The sequence below is a fragment of the Ralstonia sp. 1138 genome (genome assembly GCF_040544795.1).
Lineage (GTDB): Bacteria > Pseudomonadota > Gammaproteobacteria > Burkholderiales > Burkholderiaceae > Ralstonia > Ralstonia flatus.
Map to the genome: position 1 here is coordinate 122747 of NZ_JBEPKQ010000001.1, position 22953 is coordinate 145699.

At 62.9% G+C, this 22953-nt stretch carries 19 protein-coding genes; 11 read left to right on the forward strand and 8 right to left on the reverse strand.

The features are described from left to right. The first annotated feature begins 68 nt into the window (after positions 1-68). Together ABIC76_RS00550 and tssA are read left to right on the forward strand one after the other, a co-directional pair. Entirely contained in the window at positions 69-476 is a 408-nt protein-coding gene (locus ABIC76_RS00550; RefSeq protein WP_354532599.1) for a hypothetical protein, read from the forward strand. Positions 477-509: 33 nt separating this feature from the next. After that, complete coding sequence (gene tssA, locus ABIC76_RS00555; RefSeq protein WP_354532600.1) at positions 510-1586, forward strand: type VI secretion system protein TssA; 1077 nt, start codon at positions 510-512, stop codon at positions 1584-1586. Positions 1587-1591: 5 nt separating this feature from the next. Here tssA and ABIC76_RS00560 read toward each other — a convergent pair whose 3' ends face one another. The 8 genes from ABIC76_RS00560 to ABIC76_RS00595 all read right to left on the reverse strand — a co-directional run bounded on the left by ABIC76_RS00560 (position 1592) and on the right by ABIC76_RS00595 (position 12676). Beyond that, a complete protein-coding gene (locus ABIC76_RS00560; RefSeq protein ID WP_354532601.1) occupies positions 1592-3145 on the reverse strand; it encodes a TIGR04222 domain-containing membrane protein in 1554 nt (517 codons plus the stop codon). Positions 3146-3220: 75 nt separating this feature from the next. Then, positions 3221-4054 carry a hypothetical protein gene (locus ABIC76_RS00565; protein WP_354532602.1) on the reverse strand — a complete coding sequence of 278 codons (834 nt, stop codon included), beginning with the start codon at positions 4052-4054 and terminating at the stop codon, positions 3221-3223. A gap of 155 nt (positions 4055-4209) precedes the next feature. Continuing rightward, positions 4210-5028, reverse strand: coding sequence for an OmpA family protein (locus tag ABIC76_RS00570; RefSeq protein ID WP_092975298.1), 819 nt, complete (start codon positions 5026-5028; stop codon positions 4210-4212). Positions 5029-5030: 2 nt separating this feature from the next. Next, the gene (tagF, locus tag ABIC76_RS00575; RefSeq protein ID WP_027678940.1) at positions 5031-6026 is read right to left on the reverse strand and encodes a type VI secretion system-associated protein TagF; all 996 of its coding nucleotides are present in this window, start codon (positions 6024-6026) and stop codon (positions 5031-5033) included. Further along, a complete protein-coding gene (gene tssM, locus ABIC76_RS00580; RefSeq protein ID WP_354532603.1) occupies positions 6023-9973 on the reverse strand; it encodes a type VI secretion system membrane subunit TssM in 3951 nt (1316 codons plus the stop codon). The genes tagF and tssM overlap by 4 nt, the downstream gene beginning before the upstream one ends. 52 nt (positions 9974-10025) lie before the next feature. Then, positions 10026-11510, reverse strand: coding sequence for a hypothetical protein (locus ABIC76_RS00585; RefSeq protein ID WP_354532604.1), 1485 nt, complete (start codon positions 11508-11510; stop codon positions 10026-10028). 11 nt (positions 11511-11521) lie between these two features. Next, positions 11522-11791: a PAAR domain-containing protein gene (locus tag ABIC76_RS00590; RefSeq protein ID WP_027678943.1), complete on the reverse strand. Its 270-nt coding sequence runs from the start codon at positions 11789-11791 to the stop codon at positions 11522-11524. A gap of 27 nt (positions 11792-11818) precedes the next feature. Then, positions 11819-12676 (reverse strand): M15 family metallopeptidase, encoded by an 858-nt coding sequence (locus tag ABIC76_RS00595; RefSeq protein ID WP_354532605.1) that lies wholly within the window; start codon positions 12674-12676, stop codon positions 11819-11821. Between the two features lie 261 nt (positions 12677-12937). Here ABIC76_RS00595 and ABIC76_RS00600 point away from each other — a divergent pair, with 261 nt between their 5' ends. The 9 genes from ABIC76_RS00600 (at position 12938) to ABIC76_RS00640 (ending at position 22799) form a co-directional block, all read left to right on the forward strand. After that, positions 12938-13705, forward strand: a complete 768-nt coding sequence (locus tag ABIC76_RS00600) for a hypothetical protein (protein ID WP_354532606.1) — start codon at positions 12938-12940, stop codon at positions 13703-13705. 149 nt (positions 13706-13854) lie between these two features. After that, positions 13855-16728, forward strand: a complete 2874-nt coding sequence (locus tag ABIC76_RS00605) for a type VI secretion system Vgr family protein (RefSeq protein ID WP_354532607.1) — start codon at positions 13855-13857, stop codon at positions 16726-16728. Between the two features lie 68 nt (positions 16729-16796). Next, positions 16797-17606 carry a DUF4123 domain-containing protein gene (locus ABIC76_RS00610; protein WP_354533520.1) on the forward strand — a complete coding sequence of 270 codons (810 nt, stop codon included), beginning with the start codon at positions 16797-16799 and terminating at the stop codon, positions 17604-17606. After that, positions 17603-18259 carry a DUF3304 domain-containing protein gene (locus ABIC76_RS00615; RefSeq protein ID WP_354532608.1) on the forward strand — a complete coding sequence of 219 codons (657 nt, stop codon included), beginning with the start codon at positions 17603-17605 and terminating at the stop codon, positions 18257-18259. Before ABIC76_RS00610 ends, ABIC76_RS00615 begins: the two co-directional genes overlap by 4 nt. Next, entirely contained in the window at positions 18252-20234 is a 1983-nt protein-coding gene (locus ABIC76_RS00620) for a T6SS phospholipase effector Tle1-like catalytic domain-containing protein (RefSeq protein ID WP_354532609.1), read from the forward strand. Before ABIC76_RS00615 ends, ABIC76_RS00620 begins: the two co-directional genes overlap by 8 nt. A gap of 44 nt (positions 20235-20278) precedes the next feature. Next, positions 20279-20554, forward strand: coding sequence for a hypothetical protein (locus tag ABIC76_RS00625; protein ID WP_354532610.1), 276 nt, complete (start codon positions 20279-20281; stop codon positions 20552-20554). A gap of 64 nt (positions 20555-20618) precedes the next feature. Next, positions 20619-21323 carry a DUF3304 domain-containing protein gene (locus ABIC76_RS00630; protein WP_354532611.1) on the forward strand — a complete coding sequence of 235 codons (705 nt, stop codon included), beginning with the start codon at positions 20619-20621 and terminating at the stop codon, positions 21321-21323. A 94-nt stretch (positions 21324-21417) separates the two neighbouring features. Then, a complete protein-coding gene (locus tag ABIC76_RS00635; RefSeq protein ID WP_354532612.1) occupies positions 21418-21879 on the forward strand; it encodes a hypothetical protein in 462 nt (153 codons plus the stop codon). After that, positions 21876-22799 (forward strand): hypothetical protein, encoded by a 924-nt coding sequence (locus tag ABIC76_RS00640; RefSeq protein WP_354532613.1) that lies wholly within the window; start codon positions 21876-21878, stop codon positions 22797-22799. The genes ABIC76_RS00635 and ABIC76_RS00640 overlap by 4 nt, the downstream gene beginning before the upstream one ends. Positions 22800-22953 lie beyond the last annotated feature (154 nt).

The following is a 22953-nucleotide window of genomic DNA, read 5'->3' on the forward strand; positions in this document are numbered from 1 at the left end:
CCTTAAGCCTGCGTAGCATCTCCACCGTCCGCCCCGCGCGCGCGGACGTCTCATTCACGCACGCTGATATGAACGCACTGTTCCGCCTCGCCGCCGCTTCTGCTGGGGTCGCGTTGTTCGTCACGCCCGCCTTCGCACAGGACGACACCCCGTTGCAGGTTTCGTACCGCCAGGTGCTGACCGAATATTTCAAGGATGCGCCGACCGCGTCGAAGAAATACGACGGTCGCCGCCTTGTCTTCAAGGGTCAGGTCTATCCGCTGTCCGACGACAGTCTGAACACGCTGGCCCTGACGGAAGACCTGAAGGTGGGCGCGCCGTTCCAGGACGATCAGCGTGACGCGCTCAAGGCGCTGTTTCCCGATCACAAGCTTGCGGCGTACAAGCCCAGCAAGGACATCACGCTGGACTGCCTGAACCGGCAGTTCGTTGGCCTGACGCTGGCGCTGGCGGAGTGCCGCGTCGGCAAGCCCTGATTTTCGTATTGCATCCCGGTTTCGTTCCCGACCATGGCCTCTCTTCCGTTTGACCAATTGCTCGCTCCGCTGCCCGGCGCCCAACCCTGCGGCGAAGACATGCTCTTCTCTGCAGAATTCGACAGCATCCAGGATGCTCGCCGCTTTGATGACCCGTCACTCGATCAGGGCGAGTGGGTCACGGAGATCAAGGAAGCCGACTGGCGCGCCGTCATCGCCGAGAGCACGTCGCTGCTGCAAAACCGCACGAAGGATCTGCGCCTGGCCGCATGGCTGGCCGAGGCGTTGTCGAAGGAGCGTGGCTTTGCCGGCCTGCGCGAGGGCTACGAATTGATCGCCGCATTGTGCGAGCAGTTCTGGGAGCACCTCTATCCGCTGCCGGAAGCCGACGATCCTGAAGCGCGTACGGGCAGCATGGCGTGGCTTGCGACGCGTTCGAGCCAGCTCATTCGCGAGGTGCCGCTGGTGGAGGCGGGCAAGGGAGGCTATAGCCTGATCGATTGGGAAGTCGCGACCAGCCTGGTTGAAGCCATCCGCCGTGATCCGGAACAGGCCGACGAGCTGTCGCGCGGAAAAATCACGCAGGAGCAGTTTGAATCCGCACGGCGCGCCACGCCGCCAGCGTTCTACAAGACGCTGCACGACGATGTGGTCGGCTGTGGGGCCGCGCTGCTGCGGTTGGAGTCCGTGCTCGACGCACGGGCGGGTGATCACGCGCCGAGTTTCCGCCCCGCGCGCGAAGCCTTGCAAGCGGTGCGCGCGTTGGTGGAGCGCTTCGGTGGCAAGCCGGAGCCCAAGCCTACCGCCGTGGAAGCGAAGGGCGCTCCGCAACAGACGGCTCAGTCTGCCGCCGGCACCGTCATCGAGACGGTGGTTTCCGGCCCCATCCGCACGCGCGCCCAGGCGCTGAACCAGCTGCGCGATGTGGCCGAGTTTTTCCGCCAGACCGAGCCGCACAGCCCTGTTGCGTACCTCGCCGCACGTGCTGCGAAGTGGGGCGACATGCCGCTGCACGCCTGGCTGCGTACGGTGGTCAAGGACGACGCGACGCTGTCGCAGATCGAGGAACTGCTGGGCCTGGGCGATCCGCCCTCGGAAAGCGCCAGCTGATTCCGCTAGCTGCTCGAGCAGCCGCCGCAGCCGCTGGATCCGCAGCTACTCGAGCTGCAACTGCTGGAGCCACTGCTGCTTGAACTGCAGTTGCTCGACGTGTCGCCTCCGGAGCCGCCGGAACTGGCGCCGGCGGGTGGTCCCATCATCGATCGGTATCCGGCCCATGCTGTGTTGGCCAGCACGCTGGTGCCGCCAAACGCGGTCAACCACAGCAGGTCGTGCGTCGACAAACCGGCGCGTGGCCCCTGCTGGCCGCGCTGGCGATAGACCTCAAGCGCGGCGTTGGCCCCCGCGGTGGGGCCGGCTCGGCCGACGCCGATCAGCCGCGCCGTCACGCCCCAGTACACGATGGCGAACAGCGCCATCTCGATCAGTAGCCACATCACCGGACGCTCCCGGGACAGGCCCACAAAGACCTTCATCACGCCCAGCCCCAGCGTCGCCAGCACAATGACCCACGCAACGAGCGTCGTTCCCCGCATCGCGCCGCGGGTCCACAGCCATCCTTCGCTGCGCAGCCGATCTGTCATGTCGGATGCTTCGTCGACGAGCCGATTGCGAAAGTTCGGCCACGGCGAGCGCTGCTGCGTTTGCCGGGCGAGCCATGTCCACGCGTTGACGTGGCGCTCCGGCCTTCGATCTTCGTTCGCCACCACGTAGGTGTTGCGGTCGCGTTTCCGTTTAGCCGGAGGGACCATGCGGATCGCACCCGCATCAAGCAGCGTCAACGCCGCGACCTGTGCCATTCGTGCGGCATCGCCTGTGATGAGCGCCGCCTCGGCAGGCGTCAGCTGACGCGGCACGTTGCCACCCACAGCTCCCCAGGGGTTCCGGCTGTAGGCAGCGCGATGCAGGCCCCGGATCAGCAGACACGCCATCACGCACGCGCCCAGGTAGAACGCGAGAAAACGCGGCCCCGAATAGCTGAGCACATCGACATCCGAGGCGACATTCGTGGTGATGGCGATGAGGATGGCCGCGATCAGAAGCCATACGGATGGCATGAATGAGCGCGCTGTGGATGCGGGCTGCGGCATGACCGGCTCCGGCGCATGCTGTGTGGGGACGACAGTTTCCCGCGCCTTGGCTGCCTCGGGCTGCTCCGGCCTCGGCCAGACGTCGACCGGCGGCTCCTCGCCGAACGTGCGCCGGTAGCTTTCCAGTGTTTGCGCGTAATGCTGTGCGTAGGCGTCGTCTTCGTCCGGCAAGCCAATCCCCGGCGCGTGATGCAGCGGCGCGCGCAGGACTTCGCCGCAGAACACCGTCCAATACTCTTTCGAATATTGCAGATGGAGATGCCAGGCGGCATCGATCGCCTCGGAGGGCGTGACGGGGTGCCCTGCAAACACCGCCAGATACGCGAAGCGCTTGTATTCCTCGATGACGGTCAGCGTGTATAAGCGCGACCATCCTTCAGCGTCCGCCAGACGTTGGCTGTAAGGGACCGGCGCGTCAGGCGCATCGGGCGAATATTGACTCAGCCGAAGCAGGCAGGCTTGGCGATCGGCTCCGGTCGGGGCGGAATCGGGCAGGGTCGATGGGGCGGACGGTGTCATGTACGTTGCTGTCAACCGTTAATGCCTACTTGCTGGGAGGACACTGCGCGCTTGCATGCACCTAGCCGCGAACGACTAATTCTCTTCATGTCGCTCCAACGCTTCAAATACCGCGCGCTCACAGCGGCCGAAGTCAAAGCTGCGCAAGCGGAGATGGCGGTTGCCGTATTCACCAGCTGCCATTATTTCTGGGATGGAGCGCAGGGGCCCAGCCATCAGGCGCATCAGCGTCTGTGAAATGATCACGAACAACATCGGCGCGAGGGTAAACATCCCGACCATCATCCCCGTGAGGGCACTGGCACCTGCCAGGCCCAATTCGCTACCTGCCACAAAAAGCATGATCACGAGCATCAGCGCACTGAAATAACCGAGAAGGCCGATCGCCTCACTAAGGCCGGAGTTCCTGCGCGACAGTATGGTCTCCAGCGGTTCGGGCAAGTTTCGAGGGCGCTTTGCAACATAGACAGTCTGTGGCTCACGGCGGCCGGACAAGCGCATGCCCCACGCTGAAAAACAGTCGTTGTCCCACCAGCCTGCAGCAAGCACGCGCATGCCATTCAGGCCCGCGAAATAGGGTGCATTGGACCAAACCCGACGGTCAGTGACCAGGTATTCGCAGAAGTGGATAACCCGATTGTCGGTCAACGTGATAACGACGGGAGTTACGCGATAGTAGGTATCCCGCGAGATGTCGTCGGTGTAGTCGTATGCGCTGCGCGCGTTGGCGTCGACGCTCCGTCCCATGGCCTCGTAGGCCTTGAATGCCGCGCTATCCACCTGTACTGAGCGAATGATGCCGCTGACGATCGCGACAGGCGCACCCCGTCGCCGACTGGCAAGCCAGTGCTCAAGCTGTTGCCAAGCCCATACCAGATGGCACCAGAGCCACCAAATGCGCTCTTTCACCGGAGAAAATTGGGCGATTGGGTCGGACGGCCTCCTAGTGGGGTCGTGGTACTCGAGGCGGATCTGGGTGGAGGCACGCCGGTCATCACCTGGCTGCAATGGGCTAGCAGGCGACGGTTCACGCAACCGTGCCCGCCGACGAGCGTCCTCCCGCGTCACTTACTCGCCCGAAACTCGATCCGCCGATTGCGCGAGCGGCCTTCATCGGTGTTGTTGGCCGCCACGGGCTGATCCGGCCCCACGCCCATCGCGGTGAGCGTGCCTTGCTCGGCGCCCTTGGCGATGAGGTAGTTCTTGACCGTCTCGGCGCGGGCCTGGCTCAGGTTGAGGTTCAACGCGCGGCTGCCGGAGTTGTCGGTGTGGCCGACGATTTCGATCTTGCGGCCGTTCAGGCGCGGCAGCACGGCGGCCATTTCATCCAGGATCGCGCGGCCCTTGGGCGTGAGCGTGGCGCTGCCGGTTTCAAACTCGATGATGCGGTTGGCGAGCGTCTGGTCCAGCAGCCCTTGCTCGGACACCGCCGCCACGCGCAGCCCGTTCTTGATCGTGTAGCTCTGGCCCAGCGCCGTCGCCATGTCGCTGGTCAGCTGCTGGCGCTGCGCCTCGTTGCCGACGTCGCCGTGCAGGGAAACCTGCGTGCCGTCGATGTTGAGCTGCCCGCGGTTGACCTGCTTGATGGCCGGCGACAGGATCTTCTGCACATTGGCCGACCAGTTGGGCGGCGACACCACGTTGCCCACTTCGATCTGGTCGACCACGTTGGCACTGCCGTACAGCTCGCGCAGCTTGGCCAGTACGGTCGCCTTGGTGGCTTCGTCCGGCACCATGCCGCCCGCGACGACCTGGCCAGGCACGGGCGCCGCATCGCCCGCCGCGGCATGCGCGGGCAGGGCACTGCCCAGGCAGGCCAGCATTGCGGCGTTCGCCAGGAGGGTTGCAGGCCGGAAGCCGCGCTTGATTGCATCCAGACCCATGTTCATTCTCCGATGAAGACTTCGCGGAAGGTGTCGACGGCCACGCGCAGCGACAGCTGCGGTTGATCCAGGTAGCTCACGAACTTGGCCAAGCCGTACTCTCCGCTGACGTGCTGGTCGACCCATTCCGGATCGTCGATGTTGATGTTCTGTTCGGCATACGCCAGCGGCGACATGACGCTGTGCAACGTGCGTGACGAAGCGCCATTGAAGCCGATGACGAGCCGCTCTGCGCCGTTGATATCGCCCAGGAACAGCGACAGCTCGAAGTCCGCCCGCTGCAGGAAGCGCGACACCAGCTCCAGCCAGAAACTCGCGACCAGGCTGCGATAGAGCGGGTCTGCCGGCAGCGGCAGCGTGAGCCCTTTCTCAAGCCGCGACGAGCCGTTCGCCATCACGGGTTGCAGCAGCGTGCCAAGCGCAAGCAGGGTGCGGCGCAGGCGGATGTTGTGGCCCTCAGCGCGCAGCATCTGCTCAAGGCCGGCAACGGTCTGGAAGTCGATGAAATCCGAAAAGCTCGCGTCGTGCGACTGCGTGCTGGTGCCGCCCGTGCCGGTCTCCACACCGTGCTGCCCTTCGGCCAGCAGGCGTAGGCCTTCGGTGGCGTCGGTGGCGGTGCCAAGCGAAAGCATCTGCTGGCCGGCGCGCGTCCACAGGCGGGCGAGTGCAATCGGGCTGCGGGCGATGAAGTTGATCGGGCGCTCGACCTCCATGGCCGCCGCCGTCAGGAACGGAAACCGGCGCGACGACAGATCGCTGCTGGCCATGAGCGTGCCCGCAATGGCGAGCTTGCTCTGCGAGCCGAGAAACGCAAACTGCACCGGCTTCCAACTGTCGTAGGTCGTCTTCCAGTCCGGGGCTTCGGCCAGCAATTCCATGCCTTGCGCCAGCCAGCGGTCCAGCGTGTCGAGCAACTGGACGTTGTTGGCGCTTTTGACGAAATCGCCGCGCGACGGAAGCTTGCCGAAATACGAAAGCTGCAACTGGGTCTGGCTCATTGCGCCGTCCCTCCTTGCTCTTCCGTGATGTTGTGGCGTGCGGCCTGCGTGGACACGGCCGCTTGCGCCGCAGGCGGCGTGCCTGCGGGCGCTGCCGGGGCAGGCGGCGTCAGGGTGTTCTGCGGTGCCGATGCATCGGCAATCGACGTCGGCAGGCGCAAGCCGCGCAGGCCCTGGCCTTGCGGCGAATCCGATGCCGTCGTGCCGCCGGCCTGCGGGCTGCTGATGATGCGCAGGCTGATCGATACCGTCAGGTTGTCCTTCGTCCACGACAGATCGAAGGCACCATCTGGACGACGCTTGCGTTGCGCCGTTGCAATCAGGCGTTCCAGGCCAAAGCGGCCCGGCTCGTTGAGCAGCTCCACCGTGCGGCCGTCAAACGTGGTGGCCGTCACGCGGGCGCCCGGGGTGCCCTGCGGATTGGGCCACACGAAGTTGGCCCACTGCGGCGGCGTGTTGCGATAGCGCAGTTGCTGCCCGTCGATCTCGATCGTGTATTCGGTAGCGCCTTGCGACGGCACCGGCAGGATCTGGAACACCGTCTGCGGCGCTGCGGCCGCGGCACCACCAGCACCGCCGGCAGCGCCACCCGTGAGCGGCGCGATCCAGCGCGTGAAGCCCGTGGTGAACTCGGGCACAAACGCGATGCCCAGGTCGCCCCACGTGCGGGAGGCGATCATGTCGCCACGACGCACCGACAGCGGACCGATCGTCGTGCTGGCGAACTTCGCGATCGCGCCGTCCGGGCCGAACACCTGGCCGATCTCGGCCGCGCTGGCTTCGATCTTGGCGTTGGGCGCAAACGGGTACTTGTCTGCCAGCGTGGTGGCGAACGGCTGATACACCTGCGCGTTCCAGACCTTGTTGACTTCGGTCGTCGCCGGGCGGATCGCCACCGCGTACGACTGCAGCAGCGGGCGCACCAGCAGCGGACGCAGCGTCGCGCGCTCGCTGTCGGTCATGCCGGTCAGCATCTGCTCATCCACGTACTTGAGCGTGTCGGCCAGTTCGGAGCCGTTGCCGTCCAGTGTCTGCTGCATCAACTGGCGCGCACCCGGACCCGGGTCGCCCTGGTTCTTGATCTGGTTGAAGCGCGTGCGCACCTTGGAGAGTGAATCCATGTAGCCGCGCAGCAGCGACTTGTCGTCGCGCATGACGACCACGCGTGCCAGCCCCGAGAACTCCTTGCCCACCGGGCCCATCGGAATGGCGCCGGCTTCAGCATTGCCGCCCACCTCCAGGTTGACGTTCACCTGCGACGGCGTCTGGCGTGCGAACAGCTGCTTGAACCAGCCGAGCACGCCCGTCTTGGCCTGCTTCAGGCCCGCGTTGAACATCGACGGGTTGTCCCACGACGTCTGCTCATACGCGGTGTCGAGCACCTTGCGGATCGGCGAATTGGTCGGGTCGCCCAGCAGGTTCATGCCGGTGACGGCCTGATCGAAGCTGCTGAAATCCTGGATCGCCACGCCCTGCATGAAGCGTTGCCATTCGCGCGCGTATTCGGTCTTGTACATCGTGACGAGCGCCTTCTGGATCTGCTCGGGGCTGCCTTCCAGCGTGAGGTCGTCGCGCGCGGCAACGTTCAGCACCCAGTCCTTGGTCTGCAGTTCCTTGTTGGCCGCTTCCTTGATGGCGGGCTGCACATAGCCCAGCCACGCTTCCTTGGTGAACGTGCCGGGCACCGCGTAGCTGCCCGCAACCAGCCCGGCACCCGTATCGCCGACGATGCGTGCGACGGTCATCGGGGCGTAGCGCGTGGAGGCGCGGGCCTTGATCTCGGCGTACGCGCGTTCGCGTGCGGGCATGCCGCGCACCACGCGGCGCAGGTTCTCACGCGTCTGGTCGACCAGCGCGAGGTTGCCTTCCAGCAGCGGCCAGTTGTCGTCGTTCACGCGGGCCAGGAAGAACGACAGGTTGCGCTCCGCCGAGCGGATCATCTGCTCGCGCGGCATGTTGCCCCGGTTGTCTTCCAGCCAGCCGCGCCAGAAACGCGTCACTTGATCGGTCAGGTGCGCGACTTCCACGTGGCGCTTGTCCGACAGCATCAGGTAGGTCTTGAGCGCGTTGTAGCCGTCTTCCACGTTGGTGGGCGAGGCATCGGTGTAGCGCTTGGCACCGGTCGACGCCGTAGCCTGGTTTGGCGCGGCAGGCGCGTTGGCCGCTGCACCCGACGCACCCGAGGCACCGCCCACGGTGGCGGTAGCCGTCGTCACGGACGTGGTCATCACTGCGCCGGTTTCCGGCGGACGCACCATCGGGGCGAGCTGATCCGGATGCGCGTTGACCTCTGCCAGGAAGGTTTCGATCGCGCCGCCGACCGGCTTGAGCATGACCTGGCGCAGGCCGTTGTAGTACTCGTCGAGCAGCTTGTGCTGCAGCGTGTCGCCCTGGTACAGGCCCAGCGACAGCGCGAGCGGATGGTCGTTGCGATACCGGTCGAGCTGTTCGATCCGGTCTTGCAGAATGTCGAGCGCCTCCAGGCGGGCCTGCAGATCCACCCGGTTCTGCTGCATCTTCACGATCTTGTCGAGGTCTGCCTGCACGTTGGCCGTGAGCGTGCGGTTGCCCATGTACGACCACGTCCAGCCGCCCAGCATCACGCCCAGCGCCAGCACCAGCGCAAAGAACGTAGCGATGCGCAGGCGTGTCTTCGCGGGGCTAGCGAATTGCCGCACGGTTTGCTTGTCGGCAAAGATCACCTTCGAGAACAGGTCGCGCAGGAAGAAGCCGTTCTTGGAGAACACCTCGCGGGTGCGCGCGGCGCCGTCGGTCGACAGGCCAAAGCGTCGTGCGATGCGCTCGGCCGACACGCTGTTGGTGGCGCCTTCCTGCAGCGCGCTGGTGAAGTAGAAGCCGCGGAACACCGGCTTGTACTGGAACGGGTTCTCATCGAACAGCGTCATCAGGAACGCACGCAGCGTCGGCTTGATCGAGGCAAATTCCAGCGGGAAGCTCAGCAGCCCCGGCGAGAGCTTGTTGTTCCGGTGCAGTGCGATCTGCGCCACGCTGATCTCCTTCAGCCCATCGCACAGCTCGTCAAAGCGTTGGTCGAACACGGCCGCCACGTCGGGCTTCGAATCGGGCTCGAAGGGCAGGGTGGCGCCCCAGACGCGGTCGCGCTCCTGCTTCTCGCTGTCGCCAAAGAATTCGGTAAAACCGGTGATCAGGTCGGCCTTCGTGAACATCACGTACACCGGGGCAAACACTTCCAGGCGTTCGGTCAGCTCCTGCACGCGCTGGCGCAGGTTCTTGGCCAGGTTGATGGCGAACTCGGGGCGGTTTTGCGTGAGTTCCGACACGCTCACCGTCACGACGATGCCGTTGATGGGCGCCTTGGGGCGATAGCGCTTGAGCAGGTCGAGGAAGCCCAGCCACTCGCGGCGGTCTTCTTCGTGCACGGAGTAACGGCCGGCCGTGTCGAGCAGGATGCCTTCGGTGGTGAAGAACCAGTCGCAGTTACGCGTGCCGCCGATGCCCTGGATGACCGCGCCGCCCTTGTCGGCAAACGGAAACTGCAGGCCGGAATTGAGCACGGCCGTACTTTTGCCCGCCGCCGGGTTGCCGATCACGATGTACCAGGGCAGCTCGTACAGCGCTGCGCTGCCCGACATCTGCCCGAGCTTGGAGCGCTTGATGGTCTTGACGGCTTCTGCCAGGCGCACGCGCAGGGCTTCCACTTCTTCGCGCTTGTCCGGCGTGGCGGTCTTGTCAGCGGCGGCCTGTTCCAGAACGCCCTCCAGCTTGTTGCTGGCCTGGCGCGCGCGCCAGCGCTTCCAGAGATACGTCAGCAGCCACAGCGCGAGCAGCACGCCCAGCGCGATGCCGACCCAGACCAGGCCAACCTCGAAGGTCTGCGCCATCAGCAGCAGGAAGATGGTCAGCACGATCACGCCAAGAATCGATAGCGTGCGTGAGTTGGTCAGGAAGTTCAGGAAGCGTTGCATGTTGCCTTCGGCTCGGGAACAGACGGAATCGGATTCGAAATCTGGAACAAGATCAGGTCAGGCTGGGCAGCACCGCGATGGCGCCGCGCTGCTGGATGTCGTTGGCGGTAATGGCCAGCACCGGCTTGCCGGTCTGCTGGCTCAACTGGTGCGCCACCACCACCGACAGCAGCGGGCCTGCAGCGCCCACATAGCCGCACGGCGTGCCGACGGGCAGCAGATCTGCGGCAAGGTCCAGTGCGGGGAAACGTTCGGAAAACACGCGTGCCACCTCAACGGTGCGCACGGGGTGCATGCCGGTGTCTGAAACGACGCCGGCCACGGTGATGGGTTCGGCACCCGAATGGCCCTCCGCGGTTTCGGCCTTCTCGGCGGGCGCTGCATCCTGCTTGGCCTTGACCGGTGCGGCGGCCAAGGTGTCGAGTACGTGGCCCACGGCGTCGCCCAGCGCCTGCAGTTGCGGCTGGCCGCGATCAGGTGTCGGCGATTCCAGCCGCGCCACGCCGGCGCGCGTGATCGTGAACGGCGCCGTTGCCGCGGCGTCGCCGTCCAGCGCGGGTGGCAGCAGGCTCTGCGCCATCGTCGGCGCGCACAGCAGCACGCCCGCAGCGGCTTCGCCCGGCACGCGGCCATGCTGCCGATTGGCTTCGAACAGCTGCTCGTGCTGCATCAGTTGTTCGACCGCGCTGGGGCCCACCAGCGAATCCGCCACCACCACCATGCGCAGCACGCGCTCGTCGCTGGCGCGGTTGACGCCTTGCGTGGCGCGATCGAGCAACAGCAGCGCATCGGCATCGCCCTTGGCGGTGATGGGCTCCAGCGTTAAACGGTCTGCCGGCCAGATCAACGCGATGCGGCGGCGCAGCCAGCCATCGGCGGCGGCTTGATGCTGCGGTGTCCACTCGCGGGGGAGCAGTGCGGTGATGATCAGCCGCGTGGTGTCCGGCTCCGTTGTTTCCGGGGCTTGCGCAACGGCGTGTGCGGCGAGTTCTTCGGCCACCTGGCCGGCCAGCGACAGGGCGCGCAGGCGTTCATCCAGCCAGTCGACATCGGGATGTTGCTCTGCCAGTTCGGCACGCAGGTCTTCGATGTCGATGCCTTCCACTTGCGCAGCAAAGATCGGCTGGCCGAAGCCTTGCACATCGGTCAGGCCGGGCTGCGCATTGGCTTGCACGGCCTCCACCACTGAAGCGGCATCGCCGCCGGCGGGCGCACGCAGGGCGCTGGCGAGCAGCACGGCGCGCCATTGGCGCGTGGCGTCTTGCGGGTCGGCGGTTTTGGCATCGGTGCCTGTTGCGGCCGGCGTGGCCGCCGCCAGTTCGCGGCCCGCAACGACATTCGAGCGAATGCCGTCCAGCGCACGCTTGATGACCCAATAGCCGACGATCATTCCGACCGGCAGCAACAGCAGGTAGGTCAGGATGTCGCCGGTGGTCGGCATGCGGTTGGCGGACTGCCACCACACGATGACGGCAATCCACACCACCACAAAGACAGCGAGCAGCGTCAGCCCGGACCGGAAGAGTCTTGCAACCATGTCGTGCGCGTTCAGATGCTGCCGGTGTTGCCCTGGCTGGACAGGAGCGTGGCGCCGCAGGCGGTTTTGTCGCCGTGGCGCGCCGCCTGCTTGCCGTCGATGATGACGTTCGGGTCGCCCGTCACGATGACGGTCGTGCCGCCGTGGCCGGTCTTCGGGCACGTCACCTTGTCGCCCACGCAGGCGATGCCCTTGCCGCCCGTGCTTGTGTTGCCCGACGCGGTGATCACCACGCCGCCGTGGTCCGTCTTGTCACCCAGCAGGATGAAGGGCCGTGTCATTGCATGCTCCCCAAGTGTGTCCTTTCGTCATTGCCTTGGTGCGGGCTGCTTGCCGAGCACGCCCTTGCGGCGCAGCTCGACGTGGCCCAGGTCCATCATCTTCCAGCGGCCGCCCCACACGAGGCCGACCGATTCCGACGTCTGGCCATACAGCTCGTAGCCGCGCATCGCCCACGGATCTTTCTCGCTGATGACCAGCTTGCCCTCGCGGAAGAACGCGCTGTCCGCGGCCAGGCCGTACTGGTGATAGCTCTGGAACGCCGTGGCCTGCGTGACATTGCTGCCCATCGCCGCCAGCTTCACTTGCCGCTCGGGGCTTCGGTAGCCTTCGAGCAGCGCCATCTCGTAACCGTGTTCGTCGCGCATGATCTTGTAGACCAGCAGCAGGCGCTGACGGAAATCCGCATCGAGCAGGTTCCAGTCGCGGCTCGCATCGCGGATGGCCGGGCGGATCTGCTCGACTTCACGCGTGGTGAACACCTCGGGCGGCAGGGGCGGCGGCGGGATCAGCCGTTCACCGTTGAGCAATGCCGAGATGTGCGGATCCGGCTCACGCACCTGGTCGTCATCGAACTCGAACGACTGCTGCTCGCGCAGGGCCAGTGCCAGCATGGGCGGCACCGAAAGCACGCCGAGCGCGCCGAGCAGCAGCATCCGCCGCCGCACCACGAACTGCTTGAACGCCGACACCCCGGACGTTGCGTTGTCCACCGACTCGCGCAACGACCCTGCGGAGCGCGCGCCCACCACCGCAGCCCCCGTGCTCACGCGCTGCCACTGCGCACGCAGCAACGCCGCGCAGCGCTGCCGTACCGACGGCAGCAGCAGCACGGCAGCCACCACCACCATGGCAACGAAGTAGAGAACCAGAGCGACAAAAACCATACCGACCTGCGGAGCGTGCGCGCCTACGTCAATTCATCCAGATTTATATCTGTATTTACAACGCTAAATTATTAATAAACGGTAATAATCCAGCGTTCGCTACACAGAAATATTAAGAAACGATAAAGAAAATACCGCAACCTGCGCCAATCATTTGTCTTTCAGCAAGGCCAGACTTAGAATCAGCAGCCACCACCGGAATCGGCGCTTGTTTGTAATCCATACGTTCGCCGCGCATTCTATTTCAATTCTGGACCCGTGATGAGTAATAACGGCGATTTGAAACAAGAAGGGCCTCCAACGCTCTTCAATTCTGAATCCGAGACCGATGAGGCCGGGCATACGCGCATTCTTGCGAGCCTGGAGGGCCGCGTTGCGGCCAACGGCAAGGCACCGAAAAAGTCGGGGCAGCGCTATGGCGTTGCGGCGGCGGTTGTCGTGCTGGCCGCCGGTATCGGCGCGTGGGTCCTCCTGAATCCGAGCGGCGAATCTGCGCCCGCGCAGGTGGCAGAACAGGCCACGCCTGCAGCCGCGCAACCGCCTGCGTCTACACAGGCTGCGGCCGCGGAAGCCGCTCACACGGCCGCTGCGGCGCCGGTTGCCTCCGCAAGCGAGCCTGTGGCAGAAGCGCAGGCCGCCACCATCGTCAACGTCGCGCCGGGCGAAGACCACGCAGACGAGAAGGGCGGTAAGAGCGAGAAGACGCCGGTTGCCAGCGTGCCCGGCAAAGACGCGCATGACGCAACGCCAGCCGCGCATGCCGTGGCGGCAAAGTCCGGCAGCACCACGGCCGATACCGAGGAAGGCAAGACGGCAACTGCCAAGCTCGTCGCCAAATCGACCAACACGCCATTTAAGGCGTTGCAGCAGCCGACCAAACCCAAGGCGCAATCCACTGCCAAAACTGCCAAGAACCGAAAAGGCACATTGGCACCCGATGATCCTGATGCCGATCTGCTGGCCGCATTGCTCGCGCCACAGAATGCTGCCAATAAGGCCGCCAATTCACCCACTTACAAAGGGCAATAGCCGCCCGGCTATCCGGTTGGTCGTTTTTACAATCGGGTAATTGAGCGGAGGCAAGTGCGATGCCCGACATTGCGCTGCCTCGTAAATGCCCGCGCTGGTCTCACGAAAATCGTCCGTGATACGCCACGCGTTGCAGCACCGGACAGCGAATGGACGCCACGACCCTTCTTCAGAACCTCTTCGCACCCACGCGCCGCCTCTATACGCTTGAAGGCGAGGGGCCGCTTGCGGACCTTGCGGTGGAAGCCTGGCTTGGTCGCGAGGCGCTGTCCGAGCTGTTTGAATGGCGCGTGGTGGCCGTGAGCGCCAATGCGCGCATCGCACTGAAATCATTGCTGGGACAGCGGGTCACGCTGGTCACAACGCTGGCCGATGGCACGCAGACCAAGCGTACGGGCCTGATTCGCCTGGCCGAGAAACTCGGTGCGGACGGCAGCCTCACGCGCTACCGCCTGACGGTGGTGCCGTGGTTCTGGCTGACCACGCAGCAGCGCCACAGCCAGGTGTTTCAGAACCGGCCGCTCGCCGACATCATTGAGCAGATGCTGTCGCCGTACGAGCCGTACGCCTCGTGGCGCTACGCGGCCGGTGCCGAAGCACGCATGAGCGATTTCGGTACACGCGCGCACATCGCCCAATTTCGCGAGACCGACTACCACTTCGTTACGCGGCTGCTGGCCGAAGCGGGGCTCGGCTTCACCACGGTGGAAGACGACCAGGCGCATGGCGGCCACACGCTGGTGATCTTTGCCGACAGCACGCAGCTGCCGGAAGATGCGGAATCGGCTGCGGCGGGCGGTATCCGTTTCCACCGTGCGCACAGCCTGGAAGAGCGCGACGCCATCCAGCAACTCGCCTGCCACAGCCGCACGACGGTGGGCGGCGTGGCGGTGGCCGCGTGGGACCCGGAAGGCAAGCAGAACGCTCGCGCCCACGCCCCTGCACGTTTTGCCACCAGTGCGGGCAGCCCCGATGCGTATTTGTCGATCAGCCCATCGCTCGCACCGGATTCCGCCAATGCCCAGCGCATTGCCGAGCAGGTCATGGAAAGCCTGGAAGCGCGCGCGCTGTTGTTTTCAGGGCGCGGCACCGTGCGCACACTGCGCAGCGGAACGCGCCTGCAGGTGGTGGATTGCCCGCACTTACCGCAAGACGTGGAAGGCGCCTATCCGCTGCTAATGGATCTGGTCGAGCACTGCGGCATCAACAACCTGACCGTCGATACGCACAACGCGCTCAGCCAGCGTTTGGGCGGGCTCGATGCCGCACTGGCGTTCGATACGCCGCCCAGCGCACCGGAATCCGGCCCGGGCGTTTTTGGTTTCCAGGAAGCAGAAGGCCCCATCGAGCGCAGCACGCCGACTGGCGATCTGCTCAAAGCCGCACGGACGCACGGCTACGCTGGCCTGTTCCGCGCTAGCGACGCACGCCGGCCCTGGCGTCCGGCCGTGACTGAACCCGATTGCGGCCGTCTCTACGCGGCGCCCACCGCGCAAGGCGTACACAGCGCCATCGTGGTCGGCCCGGACGGCCAGACCCAAGCCGGCGGAGAAGGCGAGCATCATGCCAGCCCCGCAGGTGAAATCCGCGTGCGCTTTCCCTGGCAACAAGGCGAGCGCGCGGATGACCGCAGCAGCCGCTGGGTACGCGTCGCGCAACGGCAGGCCGGTTCCGGCATGGGCTGGCAATGGCTGCCGCGCATCGGGCAGGAAGTGCTCGTCAAGTTCAGCGAAGACGACATCGACCAGCCCGTCGTGATCGGCTCGCTGTACAACGGCCAGGGCGAGGCCGGCATCGCGCCCACGCCGGGCGGGCAGGGGGCATCCGACCAAAGCGACGGCACCGCCCTCTACAAGCAAGGCAGCGACAGCGCCGCAAGCGCGCAAGGCAACGTGGCCGGCGGCCACAGCCCCGCCTGGCACGGCATGGGCGCGGAAGCCGAAGGCCACCGCAACGCCGCCGCCCACACCGGCTTCAAGAGCGCGGAACACGGCGGCAGTGGTTACAACCACCTCGTCTTTGACGACAGCGACGGCCAGTTGCGCACGCAGCTCGCCACCACGCAGCAATTCACCCAGCTCAACCTTGGCCATCTCGTCCATCAGCAAGACAACCGGCGCGGCAGTTTCCGCGGCCAGGGCTTCGAGCTGCGCACCGATGGCCACGCCGCCGTGCGCGGCCAGGCCGGCCTGCTGCTGACCACCTACCGCGACGCCAGCAGCGGCAAAGCCGTGCCCACCGGCGACAACGCGGCCGGCATTGCGCTGATCAAGCAAGCCAAGGAATTGACATCATCGCTCGGGCAAGGGGCGGTCACGCATCAGACCGCCGCGCTGGACACTGCCAAGAACGACGATGCCCCGCTGGCCAAGCAAGCCAAGGCGGTTGCGGGGATGGTCGACGGCAAGGCGCTCGACGCTGCCAAGCAGGACGCCAGCGCCGGCAACACCGCCACGCAAGGCAAGGTGCCGCATCAGGGCGAGGCCATTGCCCACCTGGCGGGCCGCGCGGGCCTCGTCATGGTGGCGGGGCAAAACCTGCAGCTCGCCAACGGCGAGAGCATCGCGCTGGGCAGCGGCCAGGACACCAACCTCGCCGTCGGCAAACAGGGGCGCATGCACGCCGGCCAGGCGATCGGCGTGGCTGCCGGTTTGTCGAAGGCAGGTGACAACAACATCGGCCTGCAGCTCACCGCAGGGCAAGACAACATCGACGTGCAAGCCCAGCACGACGTGCTCAAGCTGATGGCCAAGCAGGACCTGAAGCTGGTGTCGGCCAATATGAACGTGGATTTTGCGGCTGCCAAGCGCATCCGCATCGCCACGGCGGGCGGGGCGTCGATCACGCTCGAAGGTGGGAATATCACTGTGGAGTGTGCGGGGCCGATTACGTATAAGGCGGCGCAGCGGACGTTTCAGGGGCCTGTCAGTGCGAGTTACCCATTGCCCCTTATGCCAAAGAGTATTTGCGTTGAGTGTTTGCTGGCCGCTCAAGCGTCTGGCGCCCCCTTTGCCGTGAGGTAGTTGGCGTGCAGCAGCTTCCGTCTCCGCTTTGGTGTTCTTTTGACGCCCTACCGCCTCCAGCTGTTGGTGTGCATCGATATCTTTTGATTAACCAGGCCGCTTTGAAAGGACGGCGGGCACTTTTCAGCAGTTTGTCAAAGTTTGAGTGTCGACCCTTGTTTGGGCAGAGTGACGCAGCTTGCCGAGATGGCGCGACACCATTTGTTCTGCGCGTTGATCCCACAACTCACATTCGGACCATCATTCGAGAACTCGCGGACGCAGCCTGCTATGCCTGCGCACTGACGCGGATCGATACACCGTCGGATATACAAACACTGACTGATGCATTGACGCGACGCTGCGAGGTATTGCTGCCCGGTGGTGTGGCAATGTTGTTGCGCTACTTCGATACACGCGTCTTCATGTCGCTGCTCGATGTACTTAGCCCCGAGCAGATTGATTCGTTTCTATCCTGCGCCAGCGATTGGTGGTACTCGGACCGAGAAGGGGCAATGGTGCCTGCACGGGGTACGGTCCGAACGGCCAGTGATGCTTTTTCTCCGCCTCTTACGCTTTCCGTAGCTCAGGAGCACGCGATGATCGAAGCATCCGAGCCGGATGCTGTCATCGACCTAATTGCTTCCAGCGGCCGGCATCAGCTTTTTGACACTCCATATCCGCAGCGCTATCCGATCGTGGTTGACCTCGTATATCGTGCACGCCAGTGGGGTCTGGAGGAGATACCTGACCTCGCGGCGTTCGTCACAATCGCGCTATCCAAGAGCAACGACTTCGATGTGCTACCCCCTTGGAATGAACTCCTGCCTCGGGTGCAGGCAGGCGAGCTGACTTTCAGTGCGGTGCTGGACCGAGTCCGGAATTTGGAAGAAACATGATGAGTAAAGTTGCGTTGAGTAAGGTCTGGTCCGCTCGCTGTGCGATCGCGATATTGGCCGGTTGTCTGCTGGTGGCGTGCGAGAAGAGCAGTGATGCGGCTTCCATTGCTGATGCCATGCCAAATGCAACGGAAGCGCAGCGCGAGATGATTCGTCGGATGGAGAAAACGGCTCCGCCAACACTCAACGGCGTTCAACTCTACACAGGGCCCGAACGGACACCTACGACGAAGAAAGGACTGACGATCGTCGGCTACAACTACACGGACTCTGCAATCACCAACTTCTCCGTCGGCGGGGCAGGGGCCGGCAACATCGAGGTGTCTTCACGTAGCTATAGCTATGGTGGCGGCGCATGCTGTGCACCGATTCCCCAAGAAAAGCCGTTGCCGATTCCGGTGGACATCAAGTGGCAGCGCGATGGAATTGGGGAGCGGCCATGGTGCAAACAGACCGTTTTGCTAACCGGTCCTATGCCAAAGGAAGCGAACTATTTCGAGGTGCACTTTTATCAGGATGGCACCATTCAGGTGGCAATTACCGACTATCCGTCGCGACCCCGCGTGTTGATGGATCGATATAGTCCTGCATTGCGAAAGGCTAACGGAAATGTGAACAACGATACTCAACACGCGAGGTGTGGTGATGAGTAACGCGAAGATGTCACGGGTATGTACGCCGCTGGAGCAGCCTATTGAGAATCGAGCGAGCGGTGCCGATGCCGCGACCCTGAACTCAGCGGCAACGATTCAGGTAGTGCCACCAGCCGCACCTTCCACGCTGGATGCCGCATCGGGCTTGGCGCATCGATCTGCGGAGCCAAAGCTACCTTGTCAACAGAGCATTACCATCTCGTTCTTCTTTGATGGCACGGGCAACAATCTTGATGCGGATACTCCGACTGGAGAGCACAGCAATGTTGCCCGATTGTTCCGGGCGCATGTCATGGACGACGAGGAGAAGCAGGTTCATCGCCGCTACATCCCGGGGCTGGGGACTTACTTCAACGCCATTGGCGACCCAGGTGGCACGAAGACCGGTCGCGGCATGGGGGCGCTCGGACAAAAACGACTGGACTGGGCGTTTTCTGAACTCGGGATCATCTTGGGTAAGGCGGAAAGTCGGGCTAACAATCCGAGCAACAAAATCCTCAAGGTAGGAATCTCGGTCTTTGGCTTTTCACGTGGAGCCGCATCTGCACGCGCTTTTTGCCGTGACCTACAGGCTCGTTGCAGTAGTGAGGGCAAAATTTTCAAGCTGAAGCCCGGAAGGCTCTTTAGCTCGAATGGCGTCGTTAAGGGCGGCTACCAAATCGAGGTTTTTTTTCTCGGTATTTTCGACACCGTTGCGTCGGTGGGGCTTCCCATGAGTGCGAACAACACGCTAACGAAACGTCGCAATGGCGTGGGTTGGCGCGATCTTATTGGGCCGCCGGGTGCATCGTATGCAGAGGCGGAGCGAAATCTGCGCGCGCTCGCATTTGGTGAGCCGGGGGCAGATCCATCCCCGGGTCCGGCTGACGGCCACGGTGCATGGGCGGATGGTCTTCAGATCCCGAAAATTGTTTCCAAGTGCGCGCATCTGGTGTCCGGCCACGAAATGCGTAATTCGTTTCCCCTCGATAGCGCCCTCGATGGATTGACCTATCCACAAGGAACGATTGAAGCTGTGCTCCCTGGGGTTCATTCCGACGTAGGTGGCGGTTACCGACAGGGAGAGCAGGGAAAGGCGTCTGTCTTGCCGATCGTACCTTTGCGAGACATGCTAAACCGCGCTATTGCTGCCGGGGTACCGATGTACAGCTTGAGTCAGCTACCGACCTCAAGTCAGCAAGAGGATTTTGCCTTGGTAGGCCCGGCGGCAAAGCGATATGAGGAAATGCTCCCCCTATGGCGAACTTACATGGGGACAATTCCAAGCGGATTACCACTGGGAAAGGCGGTTCTCGCGCATATGCGGCAATATTGGCGTTACCGTGTATCGGCGGCAGTGTTGCGAACACGAGGGAAAAAGACAACCGAGCAGAACTCGATTCAGAGCAACGAAGATGGCATGTTCAAGAAGGATAGAGCACGGCTTAAATCAGTGGCGGAAAAACAAGAGCGGAGCTATCGGCTAGCAGCAGCGGAAGTTGACGCGGCGGAGCAGGCCGCAGAGGCGGCAAAGCAGAGCCCCGGCTTTAGCAATCAAGAGCCGTTTTGGCGCGCTAAAGCACAAGAGGCAAGCAGCCGAAGGGATGAGGCCTATGACGCATGGAGGCGTACACAGGCGCGGCTCGACACCGCTGCGGATGACAGTGATTTGCTGGAAAACATGCAAACATATGACAAGTGGCTGCTTGAGGATGCGGAGCTTATCTACAAATGGCACAAGGAAGATCCAAATAAGCGAATGCGCCCGCACTACGCTGCGATTGTCTCGGCTTACGAGGAAGTTGTAGTCAACGGTAAGATATTGGCCGAAACCTCGGATATGTACAAGTTTTTTTCGACCTATGTACATGACTCATTAGCGGGGTTCGCAACGGATAACACGCGAACCACTGACCCTCGTGTTCTGTACATCGGTGGAGATCACAAAGAGAAGTATGCCGCTGTACAAACCGACAAGCAGCTTGAAGTTGCTTAAACCGAAATATTTCCCTGGTCACGCCTTTAAATCGACTCTGTCAAATGCAAGTGCAATACAAACTAGCCGTAGCGCTCCTGACCACCGCCTGGATGACCGCAGGCATCTGCGCCCAGCACACCTCCACCGAGCCGGCATCAGGCAATGCCCCGCAAAGTGGAATCAAGAAGGTCGTGCACACAAAGAAGCAGGGCAAGCGCACCAAGGTGTCCCGTGCACGCAAGAACACCGCAGTCGCGCGTGATGGCGATGCAGAAGTGCTCGCGCAAGTCCTGGGTTCCGATAGCAGGAATCCGTTGTGGGGGAAGCCGCAGCAGTAAGAGCGGTTTGTCGACAGATGGGTGATGTGGTGGAGCCCGAGACAGATCACGAAACGAAAACACAATGAAAACGTGGAGATGCTTCGGCGCAGCAGCCATCGCGTTAACTGCGTTTTGCATATTGGCTGCTTGCAGATCGAAGACCACCCAAACGGATGACCAGGTGGTGGCCAGCATCACTTCGTACAACCACACGCCCGACTATATCCACCAGTTTTACGTGGATGGCACTTGGGCGGGCAACTCGTTCGCCTACGGCGGCGGCGGTAGTTTCGTCTGTTGCGTCGCATACCCCAAGAATTGGCACCCCGGCCTAACTGCCAAGGTGAAATGGACGACCTCCAGTTCTGATCCGAACGCAGAGGGTGATGCTGCGAAGGAGCACTGGCACGAGGCTATCGTTTCGATCGACAGGTATGAGGAAGAAGCCGACACATTGAATGTGCACTTCCTGCCCGAAGGGAAGGTCCGGCTCATTATTTCGAATAAGGGGCCGGGCCAGCGTAATTATCCCGGGCCGCCTTACCCCGTTAAGCCAGCTGATTTCCATTTCGCGCCATGGAGGGGCGCTGCCAGTGAAGCTGAAGCACGGGCGCGCGCGCAGGCTGAAGGAAGAGCGCAGGCGGAGGCAGAGATGCGCGCGTTGAAGAATGCACCGCCACCCCCTCAGGTGCCGGCAGAGCCAATACCACTTTTGCCCGACGAGATCGCGCCCGGTGTGAAGCGAGACGCGACGACACCACCTGGCTACCGCCATATCCAAGGGTGATTCATATACCTCAGCGCACTCCGCCGCCGTCGGAATCGGACAACCAATATCTCTTGCTGACCTGGCTTCTTTGGCTTCCCACACGACAAGTTGCATGCGCCGCATAGCGACAGCGTTAGCGTTAGCGTTTTTCGTTGCGGCCCAGCACCCCGCATCGGCGGCCGACGCCGTTGCGATTTCGCTCGATCAACTCACCAACGCCACAATCGAAATACGGGGCAGCGACATCTACTACGAGTTGCGAACTCCGGCCGGCATTCGCAGCGCAACAATTGCCACTGAAACTGAAAAGGCAATTCACCTAGAAACTGCCGACTACGATTTCAGCGGACGACAAGGCTTCGCTTTCTGGTCGATCGACGAAGGGCAGGGCGTGTACAAGCTCTACCGTGTTTTCACCTTGTCACGAAGGCGGAACGATTTTGTTGAGCGCCATCCCGGCTGTGGCGACGCGTTCCTCAACCTTCGCGTGGACGGGCAACGAAAACGACTGATCAGTACATTCTTCGAGAACAACATTCCAAAGTCATGCGTATCACGGTTGGATCCGGATTGAAGGTGCTGCGCGGCGCTTTGCTGGCGTATGTATTGGCTTCGGCCTTTCCCGCCTTGGCGGATGGGCCGCTGGCGATTCCACGTAGCGAACAGACCACCGGCGGCTATCTGAGCACGGCATTGCTGCTCAAGCCATGCCTGGATATTCGTGAATGGTCGCCCGAGCCGAACAACGATCTTCTGAAGCAAGTCGCGGACGCGCGGAAAGGGCTACCTCCGAACACGTGCGAATTTCCCGCGCTGATGGAGAAGTTATTCAAAGCACGATTTCTGCAGTACGCCTCGATTGCGGTGGTAAGCGATCCATGGAACCTCGATGCAAAGATTCGCGTGCAGAACGAAGCCATCGGCCGATGCAAGGACACGGAATGCCTGGGCCGCGAGTTGGATGCGGCCATTACCGCTTTGTCGCCTGTGTACCTGAATTCCCATCCGGAATGGCCGAATGGAACAGGCCTATGCATGTCGAAAGCTGTCGACGTGCCATCGAACAAGGTGCGCGCATTGCTTGGCGCCAAAGTTCAGAAAGGCATTGTGGACAAGTGCGCCCCAGAGTCGTTTTCCGTGCAAACCTGCAGGGGGGCGCAAGGCACCCTCGTCTTTGCGGGATGCACCATGAGTGGCAATCAGGTGAACGCTCCAGAGTGGCTCTATCGCGTTAGAGGCGCCAAGCTTGAATCGCTACTCGACCTCGATGATGGACCGTCTGGCGTGTTGAAAACTACGTGCAATGGCATGCCGGATCTTATGACGAGTGCGCGCGTCAGCATGGGCGAGCATTACGTGACCTATTACCGCTATGACGGCACCCAGTACCAATCTGCTTATGCCTACACTGCGATAGGCGTTGGCACCGACGACAACGGAAACGATTTGGCGGTTGCGCAAGGTGGGCAAGTCACACGGGTGGTTTGCCGGTAGACCGATCTATTTACACACAGCGGGCAAATGGTCTGCATATGTTGCAGCAAACCGCTGCGCTATCTCCCGACCAACCCGATCAAATGAGTACCTAAAGACAAAGCACATAGGAAACATATTGATGCAGTATCGATCCTCTCTAGATGGCCTACGG